This window comes from Streptomyces verrucosisporus (assembly GCF_017114865.1).
Classification (GTDB): domain Bacteria; phylum Actinomycetota; class Actinomycetes; order Streptomycetales; family Streptomycetaceae; genus Streptomyces; species Streptomyces fenghuangensis.
This window is the reverse complement of sequence record NZ_JADEYH010000043.1, coordinates 1-24,656: the sequence shown is the minus strand read 5'-3', so window position 1 is coordinate 24,656 and position 24,656 is coordinate 1. Positions and strand designations below refer to the sequence as shown.

At 72.0% G+C, this 24,656-nt stretch carries 19 protein-coding genes; 5 read left to right on the top strand and 14 right to left on the bottom strand.

Going from position 1 to position 24,656, the window contains the following annotated elements:
• Positions 1-75 precede the first annotated feature (75 nt).
• From cimA to IQ279_RS28575, 4 genes are all read right to left on the bottom strand, one after another.
• Positions 76-1,722: a citramalate synthase gene (gene cimA / locus IQ279_RS26215; RefSeq protein ID WP_206351806.1), complete on the bottom strand. Its 1,647-nt coding sequence runs from the start codon at positions 1,720-1,722 to the stop codon at positions 76-78.
• Positions 1,723-2,112: 390 nt separating this feature from the next.
• Positions 2,113-3,216 (bottom strand): branched-chain amino acid aminotransferase, encoded by a 1,104-nt coding sequence (locus IQ279_RS26210; RefSeq protein ID WP_206351805.1) that lies wholly within the window; start codon positions 3,214-3,216, stop codon positions 2,113-2,115.
• Positions 3,217-3,449: 233 nt separating this feature from the next.
• Positions 3,450-4,487 carry a 3-isopropylmalate dehydrogenase gene (locus tag IQ279_RS26205; RefSeq protein ID WP_206351804.1) on the bottom strand — a complete coding sequence of 346 codons (1,038 nt, stop codon included), beginning with the start codon at positions 4,485-4,487 and terminating at the stop codon, positions 3,450-3,452.
• Positions 4,488-4,661: 174 nt separating this feature from the next.
• Positions 4,662-4,796: a hypothetical protein gene (locus tag IQ279_RS28575; RefSeq protein WP_277402599.1), complete on the bottom strand. Its 135-nt coding sequence runs from the start codon at positions 4,794-4,796 to the stop codon at positions 4,662-4,664.
• A gap of 419 nt (positions 4,797-5,215) precedes the next feature.
• On the opposite strand from IQ279_RS28575, the gene IQ279_RS26200 reads away from it, so the two are divergent.
• Complete coding sequence (locus tag IQ279_RS26200; protein WP_241028779.1) at positions 5,216-5,857, top strand: Uma2 family endonuclease; 642 nt, start codon at positions 5,216-5,218, stop codon at positions 5,855-5,857.
• A 154-nt stretch (positions 5,858-6,011) separates the two neighbouring features.
• Here the strand turns inward: IQ279_RS26200 and pruA are convergent, their stop codons facing one another.
• Positions 6,012-7,643, bottom strand: a complete 1,632-nt coding sequence (gene pruA / locus IQ279_RS26195; protein WP_206351803.1) for an L-glutamate gamma-semialdehyde dehydrogenase — start codon at positions 7,641-7,643, stop codon at positions 6,012-6,014.
• 76 nt (positions 7,644-7,719) lie between these two features.
• On the bottom strand, positions 7,720-8,646 hold the full coding sequence (locus tag IQ279_RS26190) for a proline dehydrogenase family protein (RefSeq protein WP_206351802.1): 927 nt from the start codon (positions 8,644-8,646) through the stop codon (positions 7,720-7,722).
• Between the two features lie 191 nt (positions 8,647-8,837).
• On the opposite strand from IQ279_RS26190, the gene IQ279_RS26185 reads away from it, so the two are divergent.
• On the top strand, positions 8,838-10,037 hold the full coding sequence (locus IQ279_RS26185) for a PucR family transcriptional regulator (protein ID WP_206351811.1): 1,200 nt from the start codon (positions 8,838-8,840) through the stop codon (positions 10,035-10,037).
• Positions 10,038-10,176: 139 nt separating this feature from the next.
• Here IQ279_RS26185 and serA read toward each other — a convergent pair whose 3' ends face one another.
• From serA to IQ279_RS26155, 6 genes are all read right to left on the bottom strand, one after another.
• Positions 10,177-11,766, bottom strand: a complete 1,590-nt coding sequence (gene serA, locus IQ279_RS26180) for a phosphoglycerate dehydrogenase (RefSeq protein ID WP_206351801.1) — start codon at positions 11,764-11,766, stop codon at positions 10,177-10,179.
• A gap of 250 nt (positions 11,767-12,016) precedes the next feature.
• A complete protein-coding gene (ilvC, locus tag IQ279_RS26175; RefSeq protein ID WP_206351800.1) occupies positions 12,017-13,015 on the bottom strand; it encodes a ketol-acid reductoisomerase in 999 nt (332 codons plus the stop codon).
• Between the two features lie 131 nt (positions 13,016-13,146).
• A complete protein-coding gene (ilvN, locus tag IQ279_RS26170; protein ID WP_206351799.1) occupies positions 13,147-13,671 on the bottom strand; it encodes an acetolactate synthase small subunit in 525 nt (174 codons plus the stop codon).
• A gap of 52 nt (positions 13,672-13,723) precedes the next feature.
• Positions 13,724-15,577 (bottom strand): acetolactate synthase large subunit, encoded by a 1,854-nt coding sequence (locus IQ279_RS26165; protein WP_206351798.1) that lies wholly within the window; start codon positions 15,575-15,577, stop codon positions 13,724-13,726.
• Between the two features lie 240 nt (positions 15,578-15,817).
• Positions 15,818-18,811, bottom strand: a complete 2,994-nt coding sequence (locus IQ279_RS26160; RefSeq protein ID WP_206351797.1) for a putative bifunctional diguanylate cyclase/phosphodiesterase — start codon at positions 18,809-18,811, stop codon at positions 15,818-15,820.
• Positions 18,812-19,164: 353 nt separating this feature from the next.
• The gene (locus IQ279_RS26155) at positions 19,165-20,106 is read right to left on the bottom strand and encodes a 2-hydroxyacid dehydrogenase (protein ID WP_206351796.1); all 942 of its coding nucleotides are present in this window, start codon (positions 20,104-20,106) and stop codon (positions 19,165-19,167) included.
• 106 nt (positions 20,107-20,212) lie between these two features.
• Here IQ279_RS26155 and IQ279_RS26150 point away from each other — a divergent pair, with 106 nt between their 5' ends.
• The 3 genes from IQ279_RS26150 to IQ279_RS26140 all read left to right on the top strand — a co-directional run bounded on the left by IQ279_RS26150 (position 20,213) and on the right by IQ279_RS26140 (position 22,726).
• A complete protein-coding gene (locus IQ279_RS26150) occupies positions 20,213-21,211 on the top strand; it encodes an aldo/keto reductase (protein WP_206351795.1) in 999 nt (332 codons plus the stop codon).
• 130 nt (positions 21,212-21,341) lie between these two features.
• A complete protein-coding gene (locus IQ279_RS26145; protein WP_206351794.1) occupies positions 21,342-22,547 on the top strand; it encodes a PQQ-dependent sugar dehydrogenase in 1,206 nt (401 codons plus the stop codon).
• On the top strand, positions 22,547-22,726 hold the full coding sequence (locus IQ279_RS26140) for a DUF6191 domain-containing protein (RefSeq protein ID WP_206351793.1): 180 nt from the start codon (positions 22,547-22,549) through the stop codon (positions 22,724-22,726). Before IQ279_RS26145 ends, IQ279_RS26140 begins: the two co-directional genes overlap by 1 nt.
• 119 nt (positions 22,727-22,845) lie before the next feature.
• Here the strand turns inward: IQ279_RS26140 and gatB are convergent, their stop codons facing one another.
• Positions 22,846-24,354 carry an Asp-tRNA(Asn)/Glu-tRNA(Gln) amidotransferase subunit GatB gene (gene gatB, locus IQ279_RS26135; protein ID WP_206351792.1) on the bottom strand — a complete coding sequence of 503 codons (1,509 nt, stop codon included), beginning with the start codon at positions 24,352-24,354 and terminating at the stop codon, positions 22,846-22,848.
• Between the two features lie 28 nt (positions 24,355-24,382).
• Entirely contained in the window at positions 24,383-24,625 is a 243-nt protein-coding gene (locus tag IQ279_RS26130; RefSeq protein WP_206351791.1) for a hypothetical protein, read from the bottom strand.
• Positions 24,626-24,656 lie beyond the last annotated feature (31 nt).

Below are 24,656 nucleotides of genomic sequence, written 5' to 3'. Positions count from 1 at the left end.
GCGCGGACTGTGGGATTCCCACAGTCCGCGCCCGGGGAGGCGTTCAGGCCTGGGTGGGCGTGTCGTGACGGCCGGTCAGCCCTGGGGCTCGACGCCGGCGCGCAGCAGACCGTAGGTATAGGCGTCGACGAGGGCCTGCCAGGAGGCGGCGATGACGTTGTCGGCCACTCCGACGGTGGACCACTCGCCCCCGCCGTCCCCGGTGGACACCAGCACCCGTGTGGTGGACTCCGTGCCGTGGGTGCCCGCCAGGATGCGGACCTTGTAGTCCACCAGCTCCATCTGGGCGAGCTCGGGGTAGATCCGCTCCAGCGCCAGCCGCAGCGCCCGGTCCAGAGCGTTGACGGGGCCGTTCCCCTCGGCGGTGGAGACGATGCGCTCGCCCTTGGCCCACAGCTTCACGGTCGCCTCGTTGGCGTGGGAGCCGTCGGGGCGGTTCTCCACGATGGTGCGCCAGGACTCGGTGGTGAAGAAGCTCCGGGGCCGCTCCTGCGCCGCCCCGCCCCGCAGCAGTTCCTCCCGCAGCAGCAGTTCGAAGGACGCGTCGGCGGCCTCGTAGCTGTAACCGCGCAGTTCACGCTCCTTGACGCGCTCCACGATCCGGCCGACCAGCTCGCGGTCACCGCTCAGATCGATCCCCAGCTCCTGGCCCTTGAGCTCGATGGAGGCCCGGCCGGCCATGTCGGAGACCAGCATCCGCAGGCGGTTGCCGACCAGTTCGGGGTCGATGTGCTGGTAGAGGTCGGGATCCACCTTGATGGCGGAGGCGTGCAGTCCGGCCTTGTGGGCGAACGCGGAGACGCCCACGTACGGCTGGTGGGTGGAGGGCGTGAGGTTGACGACCTCGGCGATGGCGTGGGAGATCCGCGTCATCTCGCGCAGCGCGCCCTCGGGCAGGACCTTCATGCCGTACTTGAGCTGGAGGGCGGCGACCACCGAGAAGAGGTTGGCGTTGCCCACGCGCTCGCCGTATCCGTTGGCGGTGCACTGCACGTGGGTGGCGCCGGCGTCCACGGCGGCCAGGGTGTTGGCGACCGCGCAGCCGGTGTCGTCCTGGGCGTGGATGCCCAGACGCGCGCCGGTGTCGGTGTGCACCGTCCGCACCACGGCCTGGATCTGGGCGGGGAGCATGCCGCCGTTGGTGTCGCACAGCACGACCACGTCGGCGCCGGCCTCGTACGCGGTGCGCACCACGCGCTTGGCGTACTCGGGATTGGCCTGGTAACCGTCGAAGAAGTGCTCGCAGTCGACGAAGACCCGCCGGCCCTGCTCCCGCAGGTGCTCAACCGTGTCGCGGACCATCGCCAGGTTCTCCTCCAGCGTGGTGCGCAGCGCCAGCTCGACATGGCGGTCGTGCGCCTTGGCGACGATGGTGACCACCGGCGCCCGCGAGTCGACCAGCGCCCGCACCTGCGGGTCGTCGGCGGCTGCGACGCCCGCCCTGCGGGTGGCGCCGAACGCGACGAGCCGGGCGTGGCGGAAGTCGATCTCCTCACGGGCTCGCCGGAAGAACTCGGTGTCCCGGGGGTTGGCACCGGGCCAGCCGCCCTCGATGAAGCCGACACCGAAGTCGTCCAGGTGGCGGGCGATGGTCAGCTTGTCCGCGAGGGAGAGGTTGATCCCCTCCCGCTGTGCCCCGTCGCGGAGCGTGGTGTCGAAGACGTGGAACGCGTCGCCGAGGGACGCGTCCCCCGGCTGCCGGGAGGCCGCGGCGTCGGTCATGCTGGTCTGGCTCCTGTCGATGGATGTAGGTCCGGAATGCTTGGCCCTACTTGTCCCCATCATCCCTCACGCCCTCGTTCCGGCCGGGTGGTGCCGGAAAACGAAAAGACCCCTCGCGGGTGCGAGAGGTCTGCGCGCGGGTCTGGGACACGGTGTCCGCCACCGCACCGGGTGTGTGCGTAGGCGGTCACTGCGGACCGGCGCGCCTGCTGCCGATAATCATGGCGAGGTGAGGCACGGCCACAGTCTGGCACGGATCCGCTCCGCGGATCGGACGGTCTCACGATGTGGTCGCCGCGGTCCGCGGAGGCGGACGGCGGGGCGGGACGGGGAGCGGCGGGGCGCGAGGACCGGGACGCTCTCGGTCCCCACGCCACCGCCGGGCCGGACTCAGGCCAGCTTGTGCATCCAGCCGTGCGTGTCCTGCGCGCGGCCGGTCTGGACCGCCAGCAGCGCCTCGCGCAGCTCCATCGTGATCTCGCCCGGCTCCCCGTCACCCACCGTCCAGTTCCCGGCGGCGGACTTCACCGTGCCGACCGGGGTGATGACGGCCGCGGTGCCGCAGGCGAAGACCTCGGTGATCGAGCCGTCGGCGTTGCCCTCGCGCCAGTCCTCGACGCAGATGCGTGCCTCCTCGGTGCGGTAGCCCAGGTCGGAGGCGATCGTCAGCAGGGAGTCGCGGGTGATGCCCGGCAGCAGGGTGCCGGTCAGCCTTGGCGTGACGATGGTGGCGTCCTTGCCCGACCCCTTCACGAAGTACAGGTTCATGCCGCCCATCTCCTCGATCCAGCGGCGCTCGCCGGCGTCCAGCCAGACCACCTGGTCACAGCCGTGCTCGGCGGCCTCGGCCTGGGCGACGAGGGAGGCCGCGTAGTTGCCGCCGGTCTTGGCCTCGCCCGTGCCGCCGGGGGCGGCGCGCACGTACTCCTGCGACAGCCAGACCGAGACGGGCTTGACACCCCGCGGGAAGTAGGCGCCCGCGGGCGAGGCGATCACCACGAACAGGTACTCGTTCGCGGGCTTGACCCCGAGTCCGACCTCCGCGGCGAACATGAAGGGGCGCAGGTACAGCGACTGCTCGCCCTTGCCGGGCACCCAGGCCCTGTCCTGCTGCACCAGCAGGTCGCACGCCTCGACGAAGGTCTCCACCGGCAGCTCCGGCATCGCCAGCCGGCGCGCGGAGCGCTGGAACCGCCGGGCGTTGGCATCGGGGCGGAAGACGGCGACCGAGCCGTCGGGCTGGCGGTACGCCTTGAGCCCCTCGAAGATCGTCTGGGCGTAGTGCAGCGTCATGTTCGCCGGGTCCATCTGGAACGGGGCGTACGGCTGGAGCTGCGCGTCGTGCCAGCCGCGGCCCTCGGTCCACCGGATGGTGACCATGTGGTCGGTGAAGTGCCGGCCGAAACCCGGGTCGGCGAGCACCGCCTCGCGCTCCGCGGCGGACAGCAGCTGCGCGGAGGGCTTGAGGTCGAATTCGATACGGGGCGTCGTCATGGTGAGCGCGTCCTTCACTGGGTGTCGTGGTGGACCGCGCTCCCGTCGCCCCGGTCGGTACTAGGACGTCCGAGCTTCCCTGCGTACAGCGGCCCCGTGTCCGATTATCGGGGGCGGCAGACCGCATGGGGTCACGGGTGGGCGGTCCTGGTGGTAGATGTTCGCACCCAACCGCCGAGTAGCCCAGCGGCCGGGCGCCTGCGGCCCGGCCGGACGGAGCGTACGGCCGGGCGTCAGCCGGCTACTCGCGCCGCGAGGGCGTCGCCGATCTCGTCGGTGGTGCGGGACGCGGAGCGCTCGGCGAGGTCGGCCGAGACCGCGTCCTCGATGCGGGCCGCCTCGGGGTCGAGGCCCAGGTGCCGCAGCATCAGCGCGACGGAGAGGATCGTCGCGGTGGGGTCGGCCTTGCCGGTGCCGGCGATGTCGGGCGCGGAGCCGTGGACCGGCTCGAACATCGACGGGAAGGCGCCGGTGGGGTTGATGTTCCCGGAGGCGGCCAGTCCGATGCCGCCGGTGACGGCGGCGGCGAGGTCGGTGAGGATGTCGCCGAAGAGGTTGTCGGTGACGATCACGTCGAAGCGCTCGGGCTGGGTGACGAAGAAGATCGTCGCGGCGTCCACGTGCAGGTAGTCGGTGGTGACCTCGGGGTACTCCTCGCCGATCCGGTCGAAGATGTTCTTCCACAGGTGGCCGGCGTGCACCAGGACGTTGTTCTTGTGGACCAGCGTGAGCTTCCGGCGCGGCCGGGCCTTGGCCCGCTCGTAGGCGTCCCGCACCACGCGCTCCACGCCGTAGGCGGTGTTCACACTGACCTCGGTGGCGACCTCGGCCGGGGTGCCGGTGCGCAGGGAGCCGCCGTTGCCGGTGTACGGGCCCTCGGTGCCCTCCCTGACGACGACGAAGTCGATGTCGGGGCGGCCCGCGAGCGGGGTCGCGGTGTTCGGGAAGAGCTTGGAGGGGCGCAGGTTGACGTAGTGGTCGAAGGCGAAGCGCAGCTTGAGCAGCAGCCCGCGCTCCAGCACCCCGGAGGGGACCGAGGGGTCGCCGATCGCGCCGAGCAGGATGGCGTCGTGGCCCTTGAGCCGCTCCAGTTCCGCGTCCGGGAGGGTCTCCCCCGTGGCGTGCCAGCGCTTCGCGCCGAGGTCGTACTCCCGTGTCCGCAGCTTCGCGTCCTGCGGAAGGACCGCGGACAGGACCTTCAGGCCCTGGGCCACGACTTCCCGGCCGATGCCGTCACCGGGGATCACTGCGAGGTCGATGCTGCGAGACATGGGAGGGACCATACCGCTCGTCCCAGGGGATGACACGCGCTGTCCGCGATGCGGACCGGGCGCTCCACTGCCGTACGAGCGCCGCTGCGGCGCCGTACAAGCGGCGGCCGGGACTCTCGACCCCGGCGACGGCTTGTACGGCGGTGCGGCCCGGACGGGCGGCGGGGGCCGGCCTCAGTGGCCGGTGGCGCCGCCGTTGTCCCGGCGGTCCAGCGCCCGCTGGAGGGCCGCGGCCGCGTTGCGGCGGTCGGTGTTGTCGTGGTGGTCGCGGGCGGTGTGGCGGGGGCGGCGGCGTGCGGTCGCGTCCATGGCGAACTCCCTGAGGGAACGGAAGAACCGGAGGGTGGAAAGAGGGGGATTCCCGAGCGCGCCGTAAGGGCGGGGGCGGCCGGTGCGGCAGGGGTCACCTGCGACGGGCACGGCGCCTCATCCGCCGTTCGCTGATGGAGCGAGACGTTCGGCTCCTACCAAAGTAAGGGCTGAAAGCTGTAATGTCCCGCCGATTAGTTGGCCTTCCTACTATCTGAGACGAGACCTTCTCCGACCTGCGGTTCTGCCGCGGTGACACCGCGTACTTCACTCGTTCGGGTGAGGAACGGGCCATTGCGGGCGAGGGCGGGCGGAAGATCTCCAGCGTCGCTGGCGTCACCGACGTCGCACCGGTACCGCCGTACGCGCTGTACCGCGACGAAGAGCCCGCCCATCCTTCAAGGAGGAGGTGCTACGCCATGACCGCTCTCACGCACGAGGCGCCCGAGGTCACCGGGGTCGACGGGACCGAGCGGGACCCGGAGCCGCGCGGAGACCCACAGGCCCCGCCCCGGGCCGACCTGGACGAGGCCCTGTGGCAGGCGTGGAAAACCCTGGAACTCCCCGAGGGCTTTCACGCCGAGATCGTCGAGGGGTCCATCGAAGTGTCTCCCACCGGCCGCCACTGCCACGGTCAGACCGTCAACCGCCTGCGCCGCGCCCTCGAGAGGTTCCTCGACGGAGGCGACCATGTGGCCTACCAGGACATGAACGTCATCCACGAGCTGACGGCCCATCTCCCCGACTTGTTCGTCGCCCCCGAGGACGACACCGAGCACGTCACCGAGGACGGGCCAGGACTGAAGGCGTCCTGTGTGGAGATGGTCGTCGAGGTGGTCTCCCCCGGGCACCACTCGATCGAGCGCGACCGGGTCCACAAGCGCCGCGCGTACGCCCGTGCGGGGGTGCCGGTGTACGTACTGATCGACGACCACGACGGCCACGGCACCGTCACCGTGCTGACCCCCCCTCCCCCGGCGAGGCCGTCTACGCCGCCGAGACCCGTGTCCCGTACGGGACGGAGGTGGCGATCCCCGACGGCGCGGCGAAGGGCTTCGTGATCGGGGAGGCGATCACCGGCCCACGCCGCGGCGCCTGACGCCGCCCGACACCGCCCGGCCCCGCGCACGCGACGGTGCCCCCGTCCGGACGGATCCGGGCGGGGGCACCGTTCACGGGCTGGTCACGGGCCGCTTCACGGACCGCCGGGGGAGGTCAGCCCATGTGGGGGTAGCGGTAGTCGGTCGGCGGGATCAGGTTCTCCTTGATGGAGCGGGTGGACGTCCAGCGCAGCAGGTTCTGCTTGGAGCCCGCCTTGTCGTTGGTGCCCGAGGCCCGGCCGCCGCCGAAGGGCTGCTGGCCGACGACGGCGCCGGTGGGCTTGTCGTTGATGTAGAAGTTGCCGGCGGCGTAGCGCAGCTTCTCGCAGGCGTGCGCGGCGGCGGCGCGGTCCTGGGCGATGACGCAGCCGGTCAGGCCGTAGGGGGCGACCGACTCCATCTGCTCCAGCACCGCCTCGTACTCCGCGTCCTCGTAGACGTGGACGGCCAGGACCGGGCCGAAGTACTCCTGCCGGAAGACCTCGCCGGCCGGATCGGTGCAGGTGATGACGGTCGGGCGGACGAAGTAGCCGACGCTGTCGTCACAGCTCCCGCCGGCGACGATCTCGCAGGCCGGGTCGGACTCGGCACGCTCGATGGCGGCCTTGTTCTTGGCGAAGGCGCGCTCGTCGATGACGGCGCCCATGAAGTTCGACAGGTCGGTGACGTCGCCCATGGCCAGGCCGTCGACCTCGGCCGTGAACTCCTCCTTGAAGCCGCTCTCCCAGATGGAGCGCGGCACGTAGGCGCGCGAGGCGGCCGAGCACTTCTGGCCCTGGTACTCGAAGGCGCCGCGGGTCAGCGCGGTCCTCAGCACCGCCGGGTCGGCCGAGGGGTGGGCGACGACGAAGTCCTTGCCGCCGGTCTCGCCGACCAGGCGCGGGTAGGTCCGGTAGTTCTCGATGTTGTTCCCGACCGTCTTCCACAGGTACTGGAAGGTCTTCGTCGAGCCGGTGAAGTGGATTCCGGCGAGGTCGGGGTGGGTCAGCGCCACCTCCGAGACCTCCTTGCCGTCGCCGGTCAGCAGGTTGATGACGCCGTCCGGCAGCCCCGCCTCCTCCAGCAGGCGCATCAGCAGCACGGCGGCGTGGGTCTGGGTCGGGGACGGCTTCCAGACGACCGTGTTGCCCATCAGCGCCGGCGCGGTGGGGAGGTTGCCCGCGATGGCGGTGAAGTTGAAGGGCGTGATCGCGTAGACGAAACCCTCCAGCGGGCGGTGGTCCATGCGGTTCCACACGCCCGGGGAGTTGGCGACCGGCTGCTCGGCGAGGATCTGGCGGGCGTAGTGGACGTTGAAGCGCCAGAAGTCGATCAGTTCGCAGGGGGTGTCGATCTCCGCCTGCTGCGCCGTCTTGGACTGGCCGAGCATGGTGGAGGCGGCCATCGTCTCGCGCCAGGGGCCGGCCAGCAGTTCGGCGGCCCGCAGGAAGACCGCGGCGCGGTCGTCGAAGGAGAGCGAGCGCCACATCGGGGCGGCGGCCAGCGCCGCGTCGACGGCCTCCCGCGCGTCCTGCCGGGTGGCGTGCGCGGCGGTGCCCAGCACCGCCTTGTGGTTGTGGGGCTGTACGACGTCGAAGCGTTCGCCGCCGCCGAGGCGCCGCTTCCCGCCGATGGTCATCGTCAGGTCGATCGGGTTCTCGGCCAGCTCCTTGAGCCTGGTTTCGAGACGGGCGCGCTCCGGCGTGCCGGGTGCGTAGGTGTGCACCGGCTCGTTCACCGGCGTGGGGACCTGGGTCACAGCGTCCATGAGCCGTGTCTCCTTCGAGGGTTCGGATCTGTCGTCGTACGTCACGGGGCCGTGTGCGGACACGGCCCGCCCGGCCTCAGCCTCTGGTGGCCAGCGAGCGCAGGAAGAACGCCAGGTTGGCGGGGCGCTCGGCCAGGCGCCGCATGAAGTACCCGTACCAGTCGGTGCCGTACGGGACGTACACGCGCATCCGGTGGCCGGCGGCGGCCAGCCGGTCCTGCTCGGCGGTGCGGATGCCGTACAGCATCTGGAACTCGTACTCGTCCGGCTTGCGGCCGGCTCGGCGGGCCAGCTCCTGGGCGATGGCCACCATCCGCGGGTCGTGGGAGCCGATCATGGGGTAGCCATCGCCCGCCATCAGGATCCGCAGGCAGCGCACGTACGCCCGGTCCACCTCGCGCTTGTCCTGGAGGGCGACGGACGCGGGCTCCTTGTAGGCGCCCTTGACCAGCCGGACGCGGGAGCCCTCGCCGGCCAGGGCGCGGCAGTCGTCCTCGGTGCGGTACAGGTAGGACTGGAGCACCGCGCCCGTGGTGGGGAAGCGTTCGCGCAGCTTCGCCAGGATGGCCAGCGTGGAGTCGACCGTGGTGTGGTCCTCCATGTCCAGGGTGACGGTGGTGCCCGCCTCGGCGGCTGCCTCCACGACCCGCAGCGCGCCCTCACAGGCGATGTCGTCGCCTCCCGGAAGGGCCTGCCCGAAGGCGGAGAGCTTCACAGACATCTCGGCCCGCGCTCCCAGGCCGGCCTCCCGCAGCGCCTCGGCCAGGGCCAGGTAGGCGTCGCGGGCGCGCAGGGCCTCGGTGCGGTCGGTGACGTCCTCGCCCAGGTGGTCGAGGGTGACCTCCAGGCCCCGGCCGGTCAGGGAGCCGACGGTCTCCATGGCCTGGCCGAGGCGCTCTCCGGCGACGAAGCGGTCCACCACGGGGCGGGTGACCGGTGCGGCCGAGACGACGCGGCGGATGCTGTCGCTGCGCGCGGCCGCGAGGAGCACGGGACCCAGCACGGGGCACCTCCACGGGTGGTTCTCCGACGGTGTTCGAGCGGCTTGTGAGCCACCGTCGAAACTAAGGATCGCTCCGCTTTCCCGCCATCGACAGCTGTCACGCTTCCGTGGCCCGGATCTCAGACATATGTATGACAATGGTGGTGTCCGCGGGAGCGCCGCGGGCGGTGTGCGAAAGGCGGCGCGAGACGGTGCGCGAGGACTACCAGGTGCTGATCGACGAGGTGACCGCCCTCCTCGGCACTCCCGCGACACTGGAGAACCGCGATTTCGGGCTGATCGCCTTCGGAGCCCACGAGGGGGAGGGCGACGAGGAGGACGGGGAGGACGGCGCCTTCCTGATGGACCCGGTGCGCACCCGCTCGATCCTCCGGCGCCGCTCCACCGCACGGGTGCGGGCGTGGTTCGAGAGTTTCGGCATCACCCGGGCGGTGGAGCCCGTACGGATTCCGCCGGACCCGTCGGCCGGGGTGCTGCGGGGCCGGATCTGCGTGCCGGTGCGGCACGGCGGGGTGGTGCTGGGCTACATCTGGCTGCTGGACGACGGTGCGCTGGAGCTGACCGACCCCCGGCTGGCGGACGTACGGGCCGTCGCGCGCCGCATCGGCTCGCTGCTGGCCGACGAGTCCCGGGCGGGTGCGCGCCGGGGCGAGCTGCTGTGCGCCCTGCTCACCGCGGCGCCGGGGCACCGGGCGGCCGTGGATCTCGCGGAGGCGGAACTCGCCGGGGAGCTGGGGCCGGTGGCGGCGGGGCCGCTGGCGGTGGTGGCCGTGGTGCCGTGGGAGGAGGGCGCGGGGGGCCGGTCGGCGGCGGCGCCCGGAGTCCCCGGCACGGTCGCGGTGTGCGCGGTGCCGGGGACGGAGGGGCTGGCCGTGCTGGTGCGACTGCGCACCACCGCAACCCTCGATCCGGCCCGCACGGCCGCCGAACGGCTGCTGCGCTCGCCGCGCGCCGGGGCGGCGGCGGGAATCGGCGAGCCCTGCACGGGGCTGGGCCCGGTGCCCGGTGCCTGGTGGCAGGCGCTGGCCGCGGCGCGGGCGGCGCGGGCGGAGAGCAGGTTCGGGCCGGTTGCGCGGTGGGACCGGATCGGGCCGTACCGGCTGCTGGCCTTCACCGCTCGCCCCTCCGGCTCGCCGGCGGCCGGTGTGCCGGACCCGTCGGTGCGGGCGCTGCTGGAGCCCGGCCACCGGGAGATGGCCCGCACCGCCGAGGCGTTCCTGGACTGCGCGGGCCAGGCGGGCCGCACCGCGGCGCTGCTGGGCGTCCACCGGCAGACGCTGTACTACCGGCTGTCGCGGGTGGAGCAGCTCACCGGCCTCGACCTGGACGACGGCGAGGACCGGCTGCTGCTGCACATGGCGCTGAAGACGGCCCGGCTGCTGAGGGGCTGAAGAGATCGCCTCCGCGGCGGACGCCCGCTGCGGCCGGTCGGTTCGGCGGAACGCCGCGGCCCCGGCGCGGACGTCCGCGCCGGGGCCGTGACGGTCTCCGGATCCCTCCCCGGAGTTCACTCGGAGGAAGGATCCTCGATCAGTCCTCCAGGTTGACGTTGCGCGCCGAGGTGGCACCGACCTCCTGAGCCATCTCGGCCATCACCAGAGCCGGGATGGGGCCGTCCACGGTGAGGGCGACCAGTGCCTCACCGCCCTCCTCGGCGCGGGAGACCTGCATGCCGGCGATGTTGATGCCGGCCTCGCCCAGGACGCGGCCGACGGTGCCGACCACACCGGGACGGTCGGCGTACCGCAGAAAGGCCATGTGCTCGGCCAGTGCCAGGTCGACGTCGTACTCGCCGACGGCGACGATCTTCTGGACGTGCTTGGGTCCGGAGAGGGTGCCCGAGACCGAGACCTCCTGGCCGTCTGCCAGGGTGCCGCGCACGGTCACCACGTTGCGGTGCTCCGGGGACTCCGAGCTGGTGGTCAGCCGGACCTCCACCCCGCGCTCCTGCGCGAACAGCGGCGCGTTGACGTAGCTGACCGTCTCGTCGACGACATCCTCGAAGACGCCCTTGAGCGCGGAGAGTTCGAGCACCTTCACGTCGTGCTGGGTGATCTCGCCGTAGACCTCCACGTCGAGCCGGACCGCGACCTCGCCCGCCAGCGCGGTGAAGATCCGGCCCAGCCGCTCGGCCAGCGGCAGTCCGGGCCGCACGTCCTCGGCGATCACGCCGCCCTGGACGTTGACCGCGTCCGGGACCAGCTCGCCGGCGAGCGCCAGCCGCACCGAGCGGGCGACCGCGATGCCCGCCTTCTCCTGGGCCTCGCCGGTGGAGGCGCCCAGGTGCGGGGTGCACACCACGTTGTCGAAGGCGAACAGCGGGGAGTCGGTGCACGGCTCGGTGGCGTACACGTCCAGGCCCGCACCCGCGACCCGGCCCTCCTTCAGGGCCGACAGCAGCGCCGCCTCGTCCACGATGCCGCCGCGCGCGGCGTTGACGATCCGCACGTCCGGCTTGACCTTGTGGAGCGCCTCGTCGCCGATCAGACCCAGCGTCTCGGGGGTCTTGGGCAGGTGGACGGTGATGAAGTCGGAGGTCTCCAGCAACTCGTCCAGGGAGAGCAGCTTGACGCCCATCTGCGCGGCCCGGGCGGGCTGCACATAGGGGTCGTAGGCGACGACCCGCATGCCGAAGGCGGACATCCGCTGGGCGACCAGGACGCCGATGCGGCCGAGGCCGACGACACCGAGGGTCTTCTCCGACAGCTCCACGCCGGTGTACTTGCTGCGCTTCCACTCGCCGTTCTTCAGGGCGGTGTTGGCCTGCGGGATGTTGCGGGCGGTGGCGACGATCAGACCGCAGGCCAGCTCGGCCGCTGTGACGATGTTGGAGGTCGGCGCGTTGACGACCATCACACCGGCCTTGGTGGCGGCGGAGACGTCGACGTTGTCCAGGCCGACTCCCGCACGGGCGACGACCTTCAGCCGCCGGGCCGCGGCGATGGCCTCGGCGTCGACCTTGGTGGCGCTGCGCACCAGGATCGCGTCGACGTCGGCGATGGCGGTCAGGAGCTCGGCTCGGTCGGCTCCGTTGCAGTGCCGGATCTCGAAGTCCGGGCCGAGGGCGTCGACCGTGGCCGGGGAGAGTTCTTCGGCGATGAGTACTACGGGTTTGCTCACTTCGGTCTTCAGTCCTCACTGGTCCGTGCCGGCGGCCGCGTCCCGACGGCCGAGGGCGGTGGAGGTGGGCAGCCGCGTGGAGACGCACGACGCTGTGAGCCTGTGACGCGCTTGTGTGTGCAGTGTATCGGCGGAGGGGCAGCCCCGGTGGCCGGTCACCGGGGCCGCTCCGCCCCGTCGGCGGGCCGCGGCGTCCACCTGCGGGCGGGTCGGGCGGCGCCGGGCCGTCCGCGACGGCCCGGCGGTCCGCTCAGTTCTCGTCGTCGACCCAGCTCATGAGCTTGCGCAGCTCACGGCCGGTGGTCTCCAGCAGGTGGTCGCCGTCGGCCTTCTTGTACTCGTTGTACTTGGGCAGACCGGCGTTGTACTCGGCCATCCAGTTCCTGGCGAAGGTGCCGTCCTGGATATCGGCCAGGACCTTCTTCATCTCGGCCTTGGTGTTCTCGTTGATGATCCGCGGGCCGGTGACGTAGTCGCCCCACTCGGCGGTCTCGGAGACCGACCAGCGCATCTTCCCCAGGCCGCCCTCGTACATCAGGTCCACGATCAGCTTCAGCTCGTGGAGGCACTCGAAGTACGCGATCTCGGGCTGGTAGCCGGCCTCGACCAGGGTCTCGAAGCCCGCCTTGACCAGGGCCGAGGCGCCGCCGCACAGCACGGCCTGCTCACCGAACAGGTCGGTCTCGGTCTCCTCGGTGAAGGTGGTCCTGATGACGCCGGCGCGGGTGCCGCCGATGCCCTTGGCGTAGGACAGGGCCAGCTGGAAGGCGCTGCCGGTGGCGTCCTGCTCGACGGCCGCGATGCAGGGAACGCCGCGGCCCTCCTCGAACTGGCGGCGGACCAGGTGGCCCGGACCCTTGGGTGCGACCATGCACACGTCCACGCCGGCCGGGGGCTTGATGAAGCCGAAGCGGATGTTGAAGCCGTGGCCGAAGAAGAGGGCGTCGCCGTCCTTGAGGTTCGGGGCGATGGACTCCTCGTAGACCTTGGCCTGGATCGGGTCCGGCACCAGGACCATGATCACGTCGGCCTCGGCGGAGGCCTCCGCCGGGGTGACCACGCGCAGCCCCTGCTCCTCGGCCTTGGCCCGGGACTTGGAGCCCTCGGGGAGACCGACGCGGACGTCGACGCCCGAGTCGCGCAGGGACAGGGCGTGGGCGTGGCCCTGGCTGCCGTAGCCGAGGACCGCGACCTTGCGGCCCTGGATGATGGACAGGTCGGCGTCGTCGTCGTAGAACAGCTCGGCCACTTGGGATATCTCCTTGTTGTTCCTGCCGCACCGGCGGTCTCGCCGTACGGGTCGGGGGTGCGGGGCCCGTCCGCGCAGCCGCCGCCGGAGTCACCGTATGCCGGTGCGGGCGGGGACGGGATGGGGTCTCGCTATGCGGTCCGGTCGAGCGCGCGCAGCGAACGGTCGGTGATCGACCTCGCTCCGCGGCCGATCGCGATCGTGCCGGACTGGACCAGCTCCTTGATGCCGAACTGCTCCAGCATCTTGAGCATGGCCTCCAGCTTGTCGCTGCTGCCGGTCGCCTCGATGGTGACGGCCTCCGGGGAGACGTCGACGGTCTTGGCGCGGAAGAGCTGGACGATCTCGACGATCTGCGAACGGGTCTCGTTGTCGGCGCGGACCTTCACCAGGACGAGTTCGCGCTGGACCGCGGACCCCGGCTCCAGTTCGACGATCTTCAGCACGCTGACGAGCTTGTTGAGCTGCTTGGTCACCTGCTCCAGCGGGAGCTCCTCGACGTTCACCACGATGGTGATGCGGGAGATGTCGGGGTGCTCGGTGACGCCTACGGCGAGCGAGTCGATGTTGAAACCGCGACGGGAGAACAGGGCGGCGATCCGGGCGAGGATGCCCGGGGTGTTCTCCACCAGGACGGAGAGCGTGTGTTTGGACATCGGATGTGGTGTTCCGTTCCTCGGATTCCTCTGGGACTCGGTCGTCCGGGACTCAGTCGTCGCCGTCGCCGAAGTCGGGGCGGACGCCGCGCGCCGCCATGACCTCGTCGTTGGAGGTGCCGGCCGCGACCATCGGCCAGACCATCGCGTCCTCGTGGACGATGAAGTCCACGACCACGGGGCGGTCGTTGATGGAGTTGGCCTTCTCGATCACCGCGTCGAGCTGCGCGGGGTCCTCGCAGCGGATGCCGACGCAGCCCATGGCCTCCGCCAGCTTCACGAAGTCCGGGACGCGGGTGCCCCTGTTCTCGGGGCTGGCGGCGTCCGGGCCGCTGTGCAGCACGGTGTTGGAGTAGCGCTGGTTGTAGAAGAGGGTCTGCCACTGGCGGACCATTCCCAGGGCGCCGTTGTTGATGATCGCGACCTTGATCGGGATGCCGTTGAGCGCGGCGGTCACCAGCTCCTGGTTGGTCATCTGGAAGCAGCCGTCGCCGTCGATCGCCCAGACGGTACGGTCCGGGACGCCGGCCTTGGCGCCCAGCGCGGCCGGGACGGCGTAGCCCATGGTGCCCAGGCCTCCGGAGTTCAGCCAGGTGGCGGGCTTCTCGTACTTGACGAAGTGGGCGGCCCACATCTGGTGCTGGCCCACACCGGCGGCGAAGACCGTGCCCTCGGGGGCCAGTGCGCCGATGCGCTCGATGACCTGTTGCGGGGCCAGGGAGCCGTCCTCGGGGTGGTCGTAACCCAGCGGGTACGTCTCGCGCCAGCGGTCGAGCTGCTGCCACCACTCGGTGTGGTCGCCGGTGTTGCCCGCCTCGTGCTCGGCACGGACGGCCACGACCAGATCGGCGATGACCTCGCGGGCGTCACCGACGATCGGGACGTCGGCGGTGCGGTTCTTGCCGATCTCGGCGGGGTCGATGTCGGCGTGCACGACCTTCGCGTACGGCGCGAAGGAGTCCAGTCTGCCGGTGACGCGGTCGTCGAAGCGGGCGCCGAGCGCGACGATCAGATCGGCCTTCTGCAGGGCGGTGACGGCCGCGACGGTGCCGTGCATACCGGGCATGCCCAGGTGCTGAGGGTGGCTGTCGGGGAAGGCGCCCAGCGCCATCAGGGTGGTGGTCACCGGAGCGCCGGTCAGCTCGGCCAGCACCTTCAGCTCGGTGGTGGCCCCGGCCTTCAGGACGCCGCCGCCCACGTACAGCACCGGGCGGGCGGCCTCGGTGATCAGCCGGGCGGCCTCGCGGATCTGCTTGGCGTGGGGCTTGGTCACCGGGCGGTAGCCGGGCAGGTCGGTGGCGGGGGGCCAGGAGAACGTCGTCCGCGCCTGCAGGGCGTCCTTGGCGATGTCCACCAGGACCGGGCCGGGCCGGCCGGTGGAGGCGATGTGGAACGCCTCGGCGATCACCCTCGGGATCTCGGCCGGGTCGGTGACCAGGTAGTTGTGCTTGGTGACCGGCATCGTGATGCCGCAGATGTCGGCTTCCTGGAAGGCGTCGGTGCCGATCGCCTTGGAGGCCACCTGGCCGGTGATCGCGACCAGCGGGACGGAGTCCATGTGCGCGTCGGCGATCGGGGTGACCAGATTGGTGGCGCCGGGACCGGAGGTGGCCATGCAGACGCCGACCTTGCCGGTGGCCTGGGCATAGCCGGTGGCGGCGTGGCCGGCGCCCTGCTCGTGACGGACGAGGACGTGGCGCACCCGGGAGGAGTCCATCATCGGGTCGTAGGCGGGCAGGATGGCGCCGCCCGGAATGCCGAATACCGTGTCGGCGCCGACTTCCTCGAGAGAGCGGATGAGGGACTGGGCTCCCGTGACGTGCTCGACGGTGGCGGGCTGCGGCTGCGCTCCGCCGGTACGGGCCCGCGGCTGCGGGCGGGGGGCCCCGGTGGCCTGCTCGGTCATCACTTGTCTCTTCTCGGAGAGTTGAGGGTTTGACGCTCGTTGTAGGTGGCTGTGGGTGGGTCGCGCTCGAGTGCCGCTGGCACCGGTGCAACAAAAAACCCCTCGTGCCGTCAGGCAAGCGAGGGGAGCGCGTCGATATCGTCCACAGGGCGGGCATGCCCTGGATCAGTCGACGCGCTGTCCAATTACGAGAAGTCGGGTGCGCATGGCACCGACCTTCCTCCCGCGGCGCCTGAGGTGTCAAGTGGGTGGGACGGACGTCTCACTATTTGAGCGGAACGGGGGATGCGCCACCGGCCCGCGTGCGGCCGGTCCGCTCCTGTGCGCGGGTAGCGAACCGGCGACCACCACCGAGCGGCCGGCGCCCGGGAAGTGCTGCTCCTCACCGGCGACAGGGTAGCTCCCGCGGGCCAGGGCACGCCTGAGCCGGTGCTCGTCCAGGGGTTTGGAGAAGGCGGCCCCCTGGGCGTGGGTGCAGCCCAGCGCGCGCAGCGCCTCGGCCTGTTCGGGCAGGTCCACGCCGTCGGCGACGGAGAGCATCCCGAGGTCGTCGGCGATCCGCAGCAGCCCGGAGGTGATTTTCCGCACTCGGGAGGAGTCCACCACGCCGTCGACCAGCGCGCGGTCCAGCCTCAGCGCGTCGGCGGGGAGCCTGCGGAGCGCGGCGAGACCGGAATGGGCGCCGCCGAAGCCGTCCAGGGTGATACCGACCCCGATGCGCCGCAGTGCGGTGACCCACAGTTCCAGTTCGTCCAGGGAGACGCGGGGGTCTGTGTCGGCCAGTTCGACGACGAGGGCGTCGGGCGGCAGCCCGTGCCGGGACAGCAGCGCCTCGACGGTGGCCGGGGTCGTGGAACGGTCGGTGAGGCGGCGCGCGTCCAGCCGTACGGACACCGGTACGCGGTAGCCCGCCTGGTGCCGTTCGGCGGCCTGCTCCACGGCCCTGCGCAGCAGCCACCGGCCCGCGTCCCCCTCACCGCGGGCGTCCGCCGCGGGGCCGTGCGGGGGCTGGGGGCCGTACTGCGCCGGCGGTGCGGGCCGGGCCTGGGGGGCGGGCAGGGGCCCGCCCGGCGGGAACAGCACGCCCCGGGCGGAGCGCCTGCGGGCCTGGGCCGCGACCGAGGCGATCTTCCCGCTGGAGAGCTCGACCACGGGCTGGTGGAGCAGTGCGAACTCGCTCTCCGCCAGCACTCCGCGCAGCCGGTCGGTGGTCAGCTCCGCCCGGCGGACGGCCTCGGCCTGCGGCTGCGAGGCGTACAGCTCGACCCGGTTCTTGCCCGCCTGCTTGGCCCGGTACATCGCCAGGTCCGCATGGCGCATCAGCACGGCCGGGGTCACCCCGGGCTCGGCGAAGGCCACGCCGATGGAGGCGGCGACCCGCGCCTCGCCGCCCTCGACCCGGTAGGGCCTGGAGAGGGTGGTGCGCAGCCGTTCGGCGATCTCCAGGACGCGGTACTCGCGCTCGGCCCGGTCGCACTTCCCGTCGCCGACGATGAGCGCGGCGAACTCGTCCCCGCCGAGCCGGGCCGCGGTGTCCCCGGCCCGTACGGCCTCCCGCAGCCGGCGGGCCGCCTGGACCAGCAGTTCGTCCCCCGCCTGGTGGCCGATGGTGTCGTTGACGGCCTTGAACCCGTCGAGGTCGATGTAGAGCACCGCCGTGTGGCCCGCCCCCGCGTCCCCCCGGCGCCGGCCGCCCAGCGCCAAGCGGACCCGCTCGGTGAACAGCGAGCGGTTGGGCAGGTCGGTCAGCGGGTCGTGGGAGGCGTTGTGCTGGAGCTGCGCCTGGAGCCGCACCCGTTCGGTCACATCGCGGCTGTTGAAGATCAGGCCGCCCTGGTAGCGGTTGACCGTGGACTCGATGTTGAGCCAGCGGCCCGAGGCGTGCCGGATGCGGCACTCGATCCGTGTGGAGGCCTCCTCCCGGGGCGGGGTGGCCAGGAAGCGGCGCACCTCGTGCAGGACCCGGCCCAGGTCCTCGGGGTGGATGAGGGAGGCCAGCTCGGAGCCGACCAGCTTGTCCGGCTCCCGGCCGTAGACGCCGGCGGCGGCCGGGGAGACGTAGCGCAGCATCCCGACCGGCGAGGCGATCATGATGACGTCGCTGGACCCCTGCACCAGTGACCTGAAGTGGTTCTCCTTCTGGGCCAGTTCCTGGGTGAGGCGGATGTTCTCCAGCAGCATGATGCCCTGCCGGACCACCAGAGCCAGTACGACGGTGCAGCCGGTCAGCAGCACCACCGGGTCGATGGCCCCGCCGTCGCGGACGTTGTAGAGGATCCCCAGGGTGCAGACGGCGGCCGCCAGGTACGGGGCGAGGGCGGCCAGCGATCCGGCCACCGCTCCGTTCCCGGGCGCGGGAGGCCGGACGGCCGCGCGCGGGGGGGCCGGCCGGCTGCCGTCCCCCTCCCTGCAGCCGACCCAGGGGGCGTACGCGAGCAGCAGTGAGCCGGCGAACCAGCCGGCGTCGAGGATCTGGCCGGAGGAGTAGTTCTCCCGCAGCAGGGGCGAGGTGAACAGGGCGTCGCAGAGCACGGTGAGCGCGAGTGCCCCGATGACGGTGTTGACCGCGGAGCGGTGGGTGGACGAGCGGCGGAAGTGGAGCGCGAGGACCATGCTGATCAGCACGATGTCCATCAGGGGGTAGGCCAGCGACAGGGCCACCAGGGAGAGGGACTCGCCCCGCCAGTACGAGGGGTGGTCCAGCGCCAGGCTCCAGGAGAGTGTCAGCAGCGAGCCTCCGACCAGCCAGGTGTCCAGGACCAGGCGCGTCCAGCCGGCCCGGGAGACCGGCCGTTTGGCGAGTACCAGCAGTCCGACGATGGCCGGTGGTGCGAAGAGCAGGAAGCAGAAGTCCGCCGCGGAGGGGCTGGGCACGGGTACGCCTAGCACGACCTCGTACCAGCCCCAGATCCCGTTGCCGAGCCCGGCCATCGCCGAGGAGATCCCGAACAGCGTCCAGGCGGGCCGGAAGGGCGTGTCCGGGTGGGTGCGGGCGTAGTGCACACACGATCCCGCGGCCGCGAAGGCCGCGGCGCTCAGCCCGAAGTCGCCCATGAGCAGCGCCACCGCCGGGGATCCCCAGCCCAGCAGCGCGCCCAGCGCGTACGCCCCGCACAGGGCGGCGAGCACCAGCCGCGGGAACGCCTGCCGCTCTCCGGCCCCTGCCCCGCCGTGCGGGCGGGCCGTGCGGGGGAACCGCGGGAAGCGCGGCTGCTCCGCCTCCCGGGCGCTCATCGCGCCGCCCCCGGGAGCGGCAGTCCCCGCCCCGGCCCGCGGAGCCCGGGCCCGGGTCGTGTCCAACACCGTTGTTGCGTCCGGTGGTTCGTCCGGTGGCCGTGCATGTCGCCCGTCCCCCCTCGCTGGTCTGGTACGCCCCCGGATCGGACGATACACCAGAATGGTCACTCAGGGACATAGCACTTCTACACAGCGTGACTGATGGAGGAATTGCCGATACAATCCGCAGCCACCCGTATCCGGAGCGTACGGATGGCCGTGCGGGCGGTCGCCCGCGTCTGCACCACCCGTCTCGCGCCCCGCCCCCTCCCCCGCCGCCGGACGGGCCGCGCGGCCCGTCCGGCGGGGCGTCACCCGGCCGAGGCGACGACGTTCTCCGGCTCCTCCCCTGCCGCGAAGCGCCTCAACTGGGCGCGCAGCAGCCGCTTGGCACGCGGCAGGAACGCGGACGTCGGGCCTCCGGCGTGCGGTGAGATCAGTGTTCCGGGCGCCTTCCACAGCGGATGACCGGCCGGCAGCGGCTCGGGATCGGTGACGTCGAGCGCCGCCAGCAGCCGCCCGGACTCCAGCTCCGCCAGCAGCGCGCCGGTGTCCACGACGGCGCCGCGCGCGACGTTCACCAGCAGCGCTCCGTCCTTCATGCGCGCCAGGAAGTCCGCGTCCACCAGGTGGCGGGTGGTGTCGGTGAGCGGGGTGACCAGGAAGACCACGTCGGCCTCGGGCAGCAGCCGGGGCAGGTCGGCGAGGGTGTGCACCGGACCGCGCGGCACGGTGCGGGCGCTGCGGGCCACCCGGTGGACCGCCCCCGGTTCGAAGGGCACCAGCCGGTCCTCGATGGCGGCGCCGATGGAGCCGTAGCCGACGATCAGCGCCGTCCGGTCGGCGAGGGCGGGCCAAAAACCCGGCGTCCACCGGCCTGCGTCCTGGGCGCGGACGAAAGAGGGGATGCCGCGCAGCGAGGCGAGGGCGAGGGTGAGCGCCAGTTCGGCGGTGCTCGCGTCGTGGACGCCGCGGGCGTTGCACAGCACGGTGCCCCGGGGCAGTTGCGGTACGGCGGACTCCACGTGGTCGATGCCGGCGGTGAGCGTCTGCACCACACGTACGTTCGGCATGTGCGCCAGCGGTCGTACGGCGACGGCCTGACCCTTCAGATAGGGAACGGCGTAGAAGACGCAGTCCGAGGGGTCCGCCGGGAACTCCTCCTCCCCGTCCCAGTGGACGTAGCGGAACGACTCGGGCAGCCCGCCCATCTCGGCGGGCGGAATGGGCAGCCAGACATCTGCGGAAGCCATGGCCAGAGGCTATCCGGAGGCTGTGCGGAGGCGCCGGAAGGCACCCGTTAGGTTGGGAGCGCCCTACGGGGGCGACCCCGCGGGGGCGAGGAGGGAGCACGTCCAGGTGGAGCGCAGGACAATCGGTGCGGGGGCATTGGAGGTGGGTGCCATCGGGCTCGGCTGCATGCCGATGAGCTGGGCCTACACCGCGTCCGAGCGGGACGGCGAGTCCTCGATGCGCACGGTGCACGCGGCCCTCGACCGCGGGGTGACGCTGCTGGACACCGCCGACATGTACGGGCCGTTCACCAACGAGCTGCTGCTGGGCCGGGTGCTGCGGCGACGCCGCGCGGACGTGTTCGTCTCCACCAAGTGCGGCCTCCTCGCCGGCGAGCAGCACATCGTCGCCAACGGGCGCCCCGGCTATGTGAAGCGCGCCTGCGACGCCTCGCTGCGCCGGCTGCAGACCGATGTGATCGACCTCTACCAGCTCCACCGCGCCGATCCGGAGGTGCCCGTCGAGGAGACCTGGGGCGCGATGGCCGAACTGGTCGCGGCCGGCAAGGTGCGCTCGCTGGGGCTGTGCGCGGTGGGCGCGCGGGAGCGGCGCCGCGGGTCCAGCGCACCCGCGTACGCCGGGACGCTCCGGCAACTGGAGCGGATCCAGCAGGTCTTCCCGGTCAGCTGTGTGGAGGCCGAACTGTCGGTGTGGTCCCCCGAGGCCCTGACCTCGCTGCTGCCGTGGTGCGAGGCGCGAGGCATCGGCCTCCTGGCCGCGATGCCGCTGGGCAGCGGCTTCCTGACCGGCACCCTCACCCCGGGCGGCGGCTTCGAGCGCGACGACGTACGCGCCCGGCACCCGCGCTTCACGGCCGAGATGATGGCCGCCAACCAGCCGATCGTCGCCGGACTGCGGCGCGTCGCCGCCCGGCACGGTGACGCCACCCCCGCGCAGGTGGCCCTGGCCTGGCTGCTGGCCCAGGGGCGGCACGTGGTGCCGGTGCCGGGCGCCAAGAAGGAGCGCTGGGCGGTGGAGAACGCGGCGGCGGCACGTCTGGGGCTGAGCCCTCGGGACCTGGCGGAGATCGCCGCGCTGCCCGCAGCCCAGGGGTCGTGGGACTGAGCCGGGACCATCCGGCGCCTTTACGGCGTACGGTCGGGGGTACGGGTCGGCCGGCGTGCACCGCGTGCACGGCCGGCACCCGCACCGCAGGCGAGAGCTGCCCGTGATCGAGTAGTCGAAAGGCGCACCGATGCCGCGAAGCCGTCCTCCGTCCGTACGTCCGCGCCCGCGTCCGCGTCCGCCGCTGCGGAAGGCCGCAGCCGCCCTCGCCGGGCTCGCCCTGCTGGCGGCGGGCTGTTCGGACGGCGGGTCCGGTGAGGGGGCCCCGGACCGCACCGGCACCACCTCCTCCCCCTCCCCCGGCGAGTCCCGCTCCCCCGACTCCTCGGCCGCGCCCGCCGAGGGATCGGCGGAGGTCACCGGCACCGTGGCGGAGAACCTGGACTCCCCCTGGGGGCTGGCTCCGCTGCCCGACGGCGGTCTGCTGGTCTCCTCCCGGGACGAGGGCACGATCTCGCTGGTCGACCCGGAGAGCGGGGAGGCCACCGAACTGGGTTCGGTGCCCGGAGTCGAGCCGGGCGGCGAGGGCGGCCTGCTGGGCATCGCGGTGTCGCCCGACTTCGCCGAGGACCGCTACATCTACGCCTACTTCACCAGCGCGTCCGACAACCGGGTCGTGCGCATGCTCTACGACGCCGACAAGGAGGAGGGCAACCGGCTCGGTGCACCCAGCACGGTTCTGCGCGGCATCCCCAAGGGGATGATCCACAACGGCGGCCGGATCGCCTTCGGCCCGGACCGGATGCTCTACGTGGGTACCGGCGACTCCGGTGACCAGAGCCTCGCCCAGGACAGGGAGTCGCTCGGCGGCAAGATCCTGCGCATGACGCCGGAGGGCGAGCCTCCCGGTCACGGCAACCCCGAGGCGGACTCGGTCGTCCTCTCCTGGGGCCACCGCAACGTCCAGGGGCTGGCCTGGGACGCGGAAAAGCGCCTGTGGGCCTCGGAGTTCGGCCAGAACACCTGGGACGAGCTCAACCTGATCCGGCCCGGCGGTAACTACGGCTGGCCCGAGGTCGAGGGCGAGGCCGGCGAGGAGGGCTTCATCGACCCCGTGGCGCAGTGGAAGCCCGCCGAGGCCTCTCCCAGCGGCATCGCCGTCGCGAGGGGTTCGGTGTGGATGGCGTCGCTGCGGGGGGAGCGGCTGTGGCGCGTTCCCTTGGACGGCGCGAAAAAGGTGGCGCAGCCGCAGGCGTTCCTGGAAGGTGAGTACGGGCGGTTGCGGACGGTCGTCTCCGACGGCGGCGACGGGCTGTGGCTGGTGACCAGTGAGACCGACTCGCGCGGTACGCCCGCCGAGGAGGACGACCGTATCCTGAGGCTGGAGGTCAGCTGATGTTCAACCTGATCGAGGAGCTGTTCAACCCCGGGCGCCGCCACGCCGACGACGAGCGCAGGCGGCTGGAGAACACCCGGGTCGAGGAGGGCAGCCAGGATCCGGGGCGCGGCCCGATCGACCTCTCCTCCGGACACGTCCTGATCAGGACCCGCGGCTCCGCCCCGAAGTCGGCCTGACCTCGCACAACGGCTGCCACGCACCGATCCCGTACACAGGCCCCGCGCACGGCGAACGGCCCGGCCCCCGCGCTCCGAACGGGGAGCGCGGGGGCCGGGCCGTGGCAGCCGGAGGGGTGTCAGCCCTGCACGCCCAGCTTCTCCAGGATGAGCTCGCGCACCCGGGCGGCGTCCGCCTGGCCCCGGGTGGCCTTCATGACGGCGCCGACGAGCGCACCCGCCGCCGCCACCTTGCCGCCGCGGATCTTCTCCGCGATCGCCTCGTTGGCGGCGATCGCCTCGTCCACGGCCGCGCTCAGCGCGCCGGTGTCCGAGACGACCTTCAGGCCGCGCTTGTCCACGACCTCGTCCGGCTCGCCCTCGCCTGCGAGGACGCCCTCGATGACCTGGCGGGCCAGCTTGTCGTTGAGGGAGCCGTCGGCGACCAGCTCGCACACCCGGGCGACCTGGGCCGGGGTGATCGGCAGGGCGGACAGCTCGGTGCCCTGCTCGTTCGCCCGGCGGGCCAGCTCGCCCATCCACCACTTGCGGGCCTGGTCGGCCGGGGCACCGGCGTCGATGGTGGCGGTGATCAGGTCGATGGCGCCGGCGTTGAGGACGGACTGCATCTCGTGCTCGGAGATGCCCCACTCCTCGCGCAGCCGGTTGCGACGCAGACGCGGCAGCTCGGGCAGACCGGCCCGCAGCTCCTCCACCCACTCGCGCGCGGGCGCGACGGGCACCAGGTCCGGCTCGGGGAAGTAGCGGTAGTCCTCCGCCTCCTCCTTGACCCGGCCGGAGGTGGTGGAGCCGTCGTCCTCGTGGAAGTGGCGGGTCTCCTGGACGATCGTCCCGCCCGAGCCCAGCACCGCGGCGTGGCGCTGGACCTCGAACCGGGTGGCCCGCTCCACACTGCGCAGCGAGTTGACGTTCTTGGTCTCCGAGCGGGTGCCGAACGTCTCGGTGCCGTGCGGACGCAGCGACAGGTTGACGTCGCAGCGCATCTGGCCCATCTCCATCCGGGCCTCGGACACCCCGAGGGCCCGGATGAGCTCGCGCAGCTCGGCGACGTACGCCTTGGCCACCTCGGGCGCGCGCTCCCCGGCTCCGGTGATCGGCTTGGTGACGATCTCGATCAGGGGGATGCCGGCACGGTTGTAGTCCAGCAGCGAGTGCACGGCTCCGTGGATACGGCCGGTGGCCCCGCCGATGTGGGTGGACTTGCCGGTGTCCTCCTCCATGTGGGCGCGCTCGATGCCGACGCGGAAGACCTCCCCGTCCTCCAGCTGGACGTCCAGATAGCCGTCGAAGGCGATCGGCTCGTCGTACTGGGAGATCTGGAAGTTCTTCGGCATGTCCGGATAGAAGTAGTTCTTCCGGGCGAAGCGGCACCACTGGGAGATCTCGCAGTTCAGCGCGAGGCCGATGCGCACGGCGGACTCCACCGCGGTGGCGTTGACCACCGGCAGCGAGCCGGGCAGCCCCAGGCAGACGGGGCAGGTCTGCGTGTTGGGCTCGGCACCCAGCGCGGTGGAGCAGCCGCAGAACATCTTGGTCCTGGTGCCCAGTTCGACATGGACCTCAAGGCCCATGACGGGGTCGTAGGAGGCCAGCGCGTCCTCGTACGACACCAGTTCGGTGACAGTCACGAAAGTCAAAACCTTTCAGGCGCTGCGGTCAGTCGTCGGCGAGGACGTCGTCGATGTCCAGGCGCCGCACCTCGCGGACGAGGATGGCGACGCTGGTCAGGATCGCGGCGCCGGAGACGATGGCGTCCAGGAGCTGGAGCCTGTCGTCCTCCCGCCGGGCGAGCTGCATCTGCTTGACGACGCCGACGGCGCCGAAGAGCGAGGTGCCGATGGACAGGTACAGGCCGGGCCTGGACTTCTTGAAGCCCTTGGCCTTCTTCAACGCGCTCACAGCCTGCCTCCGTTCGCTTCTCCGCCCGCAC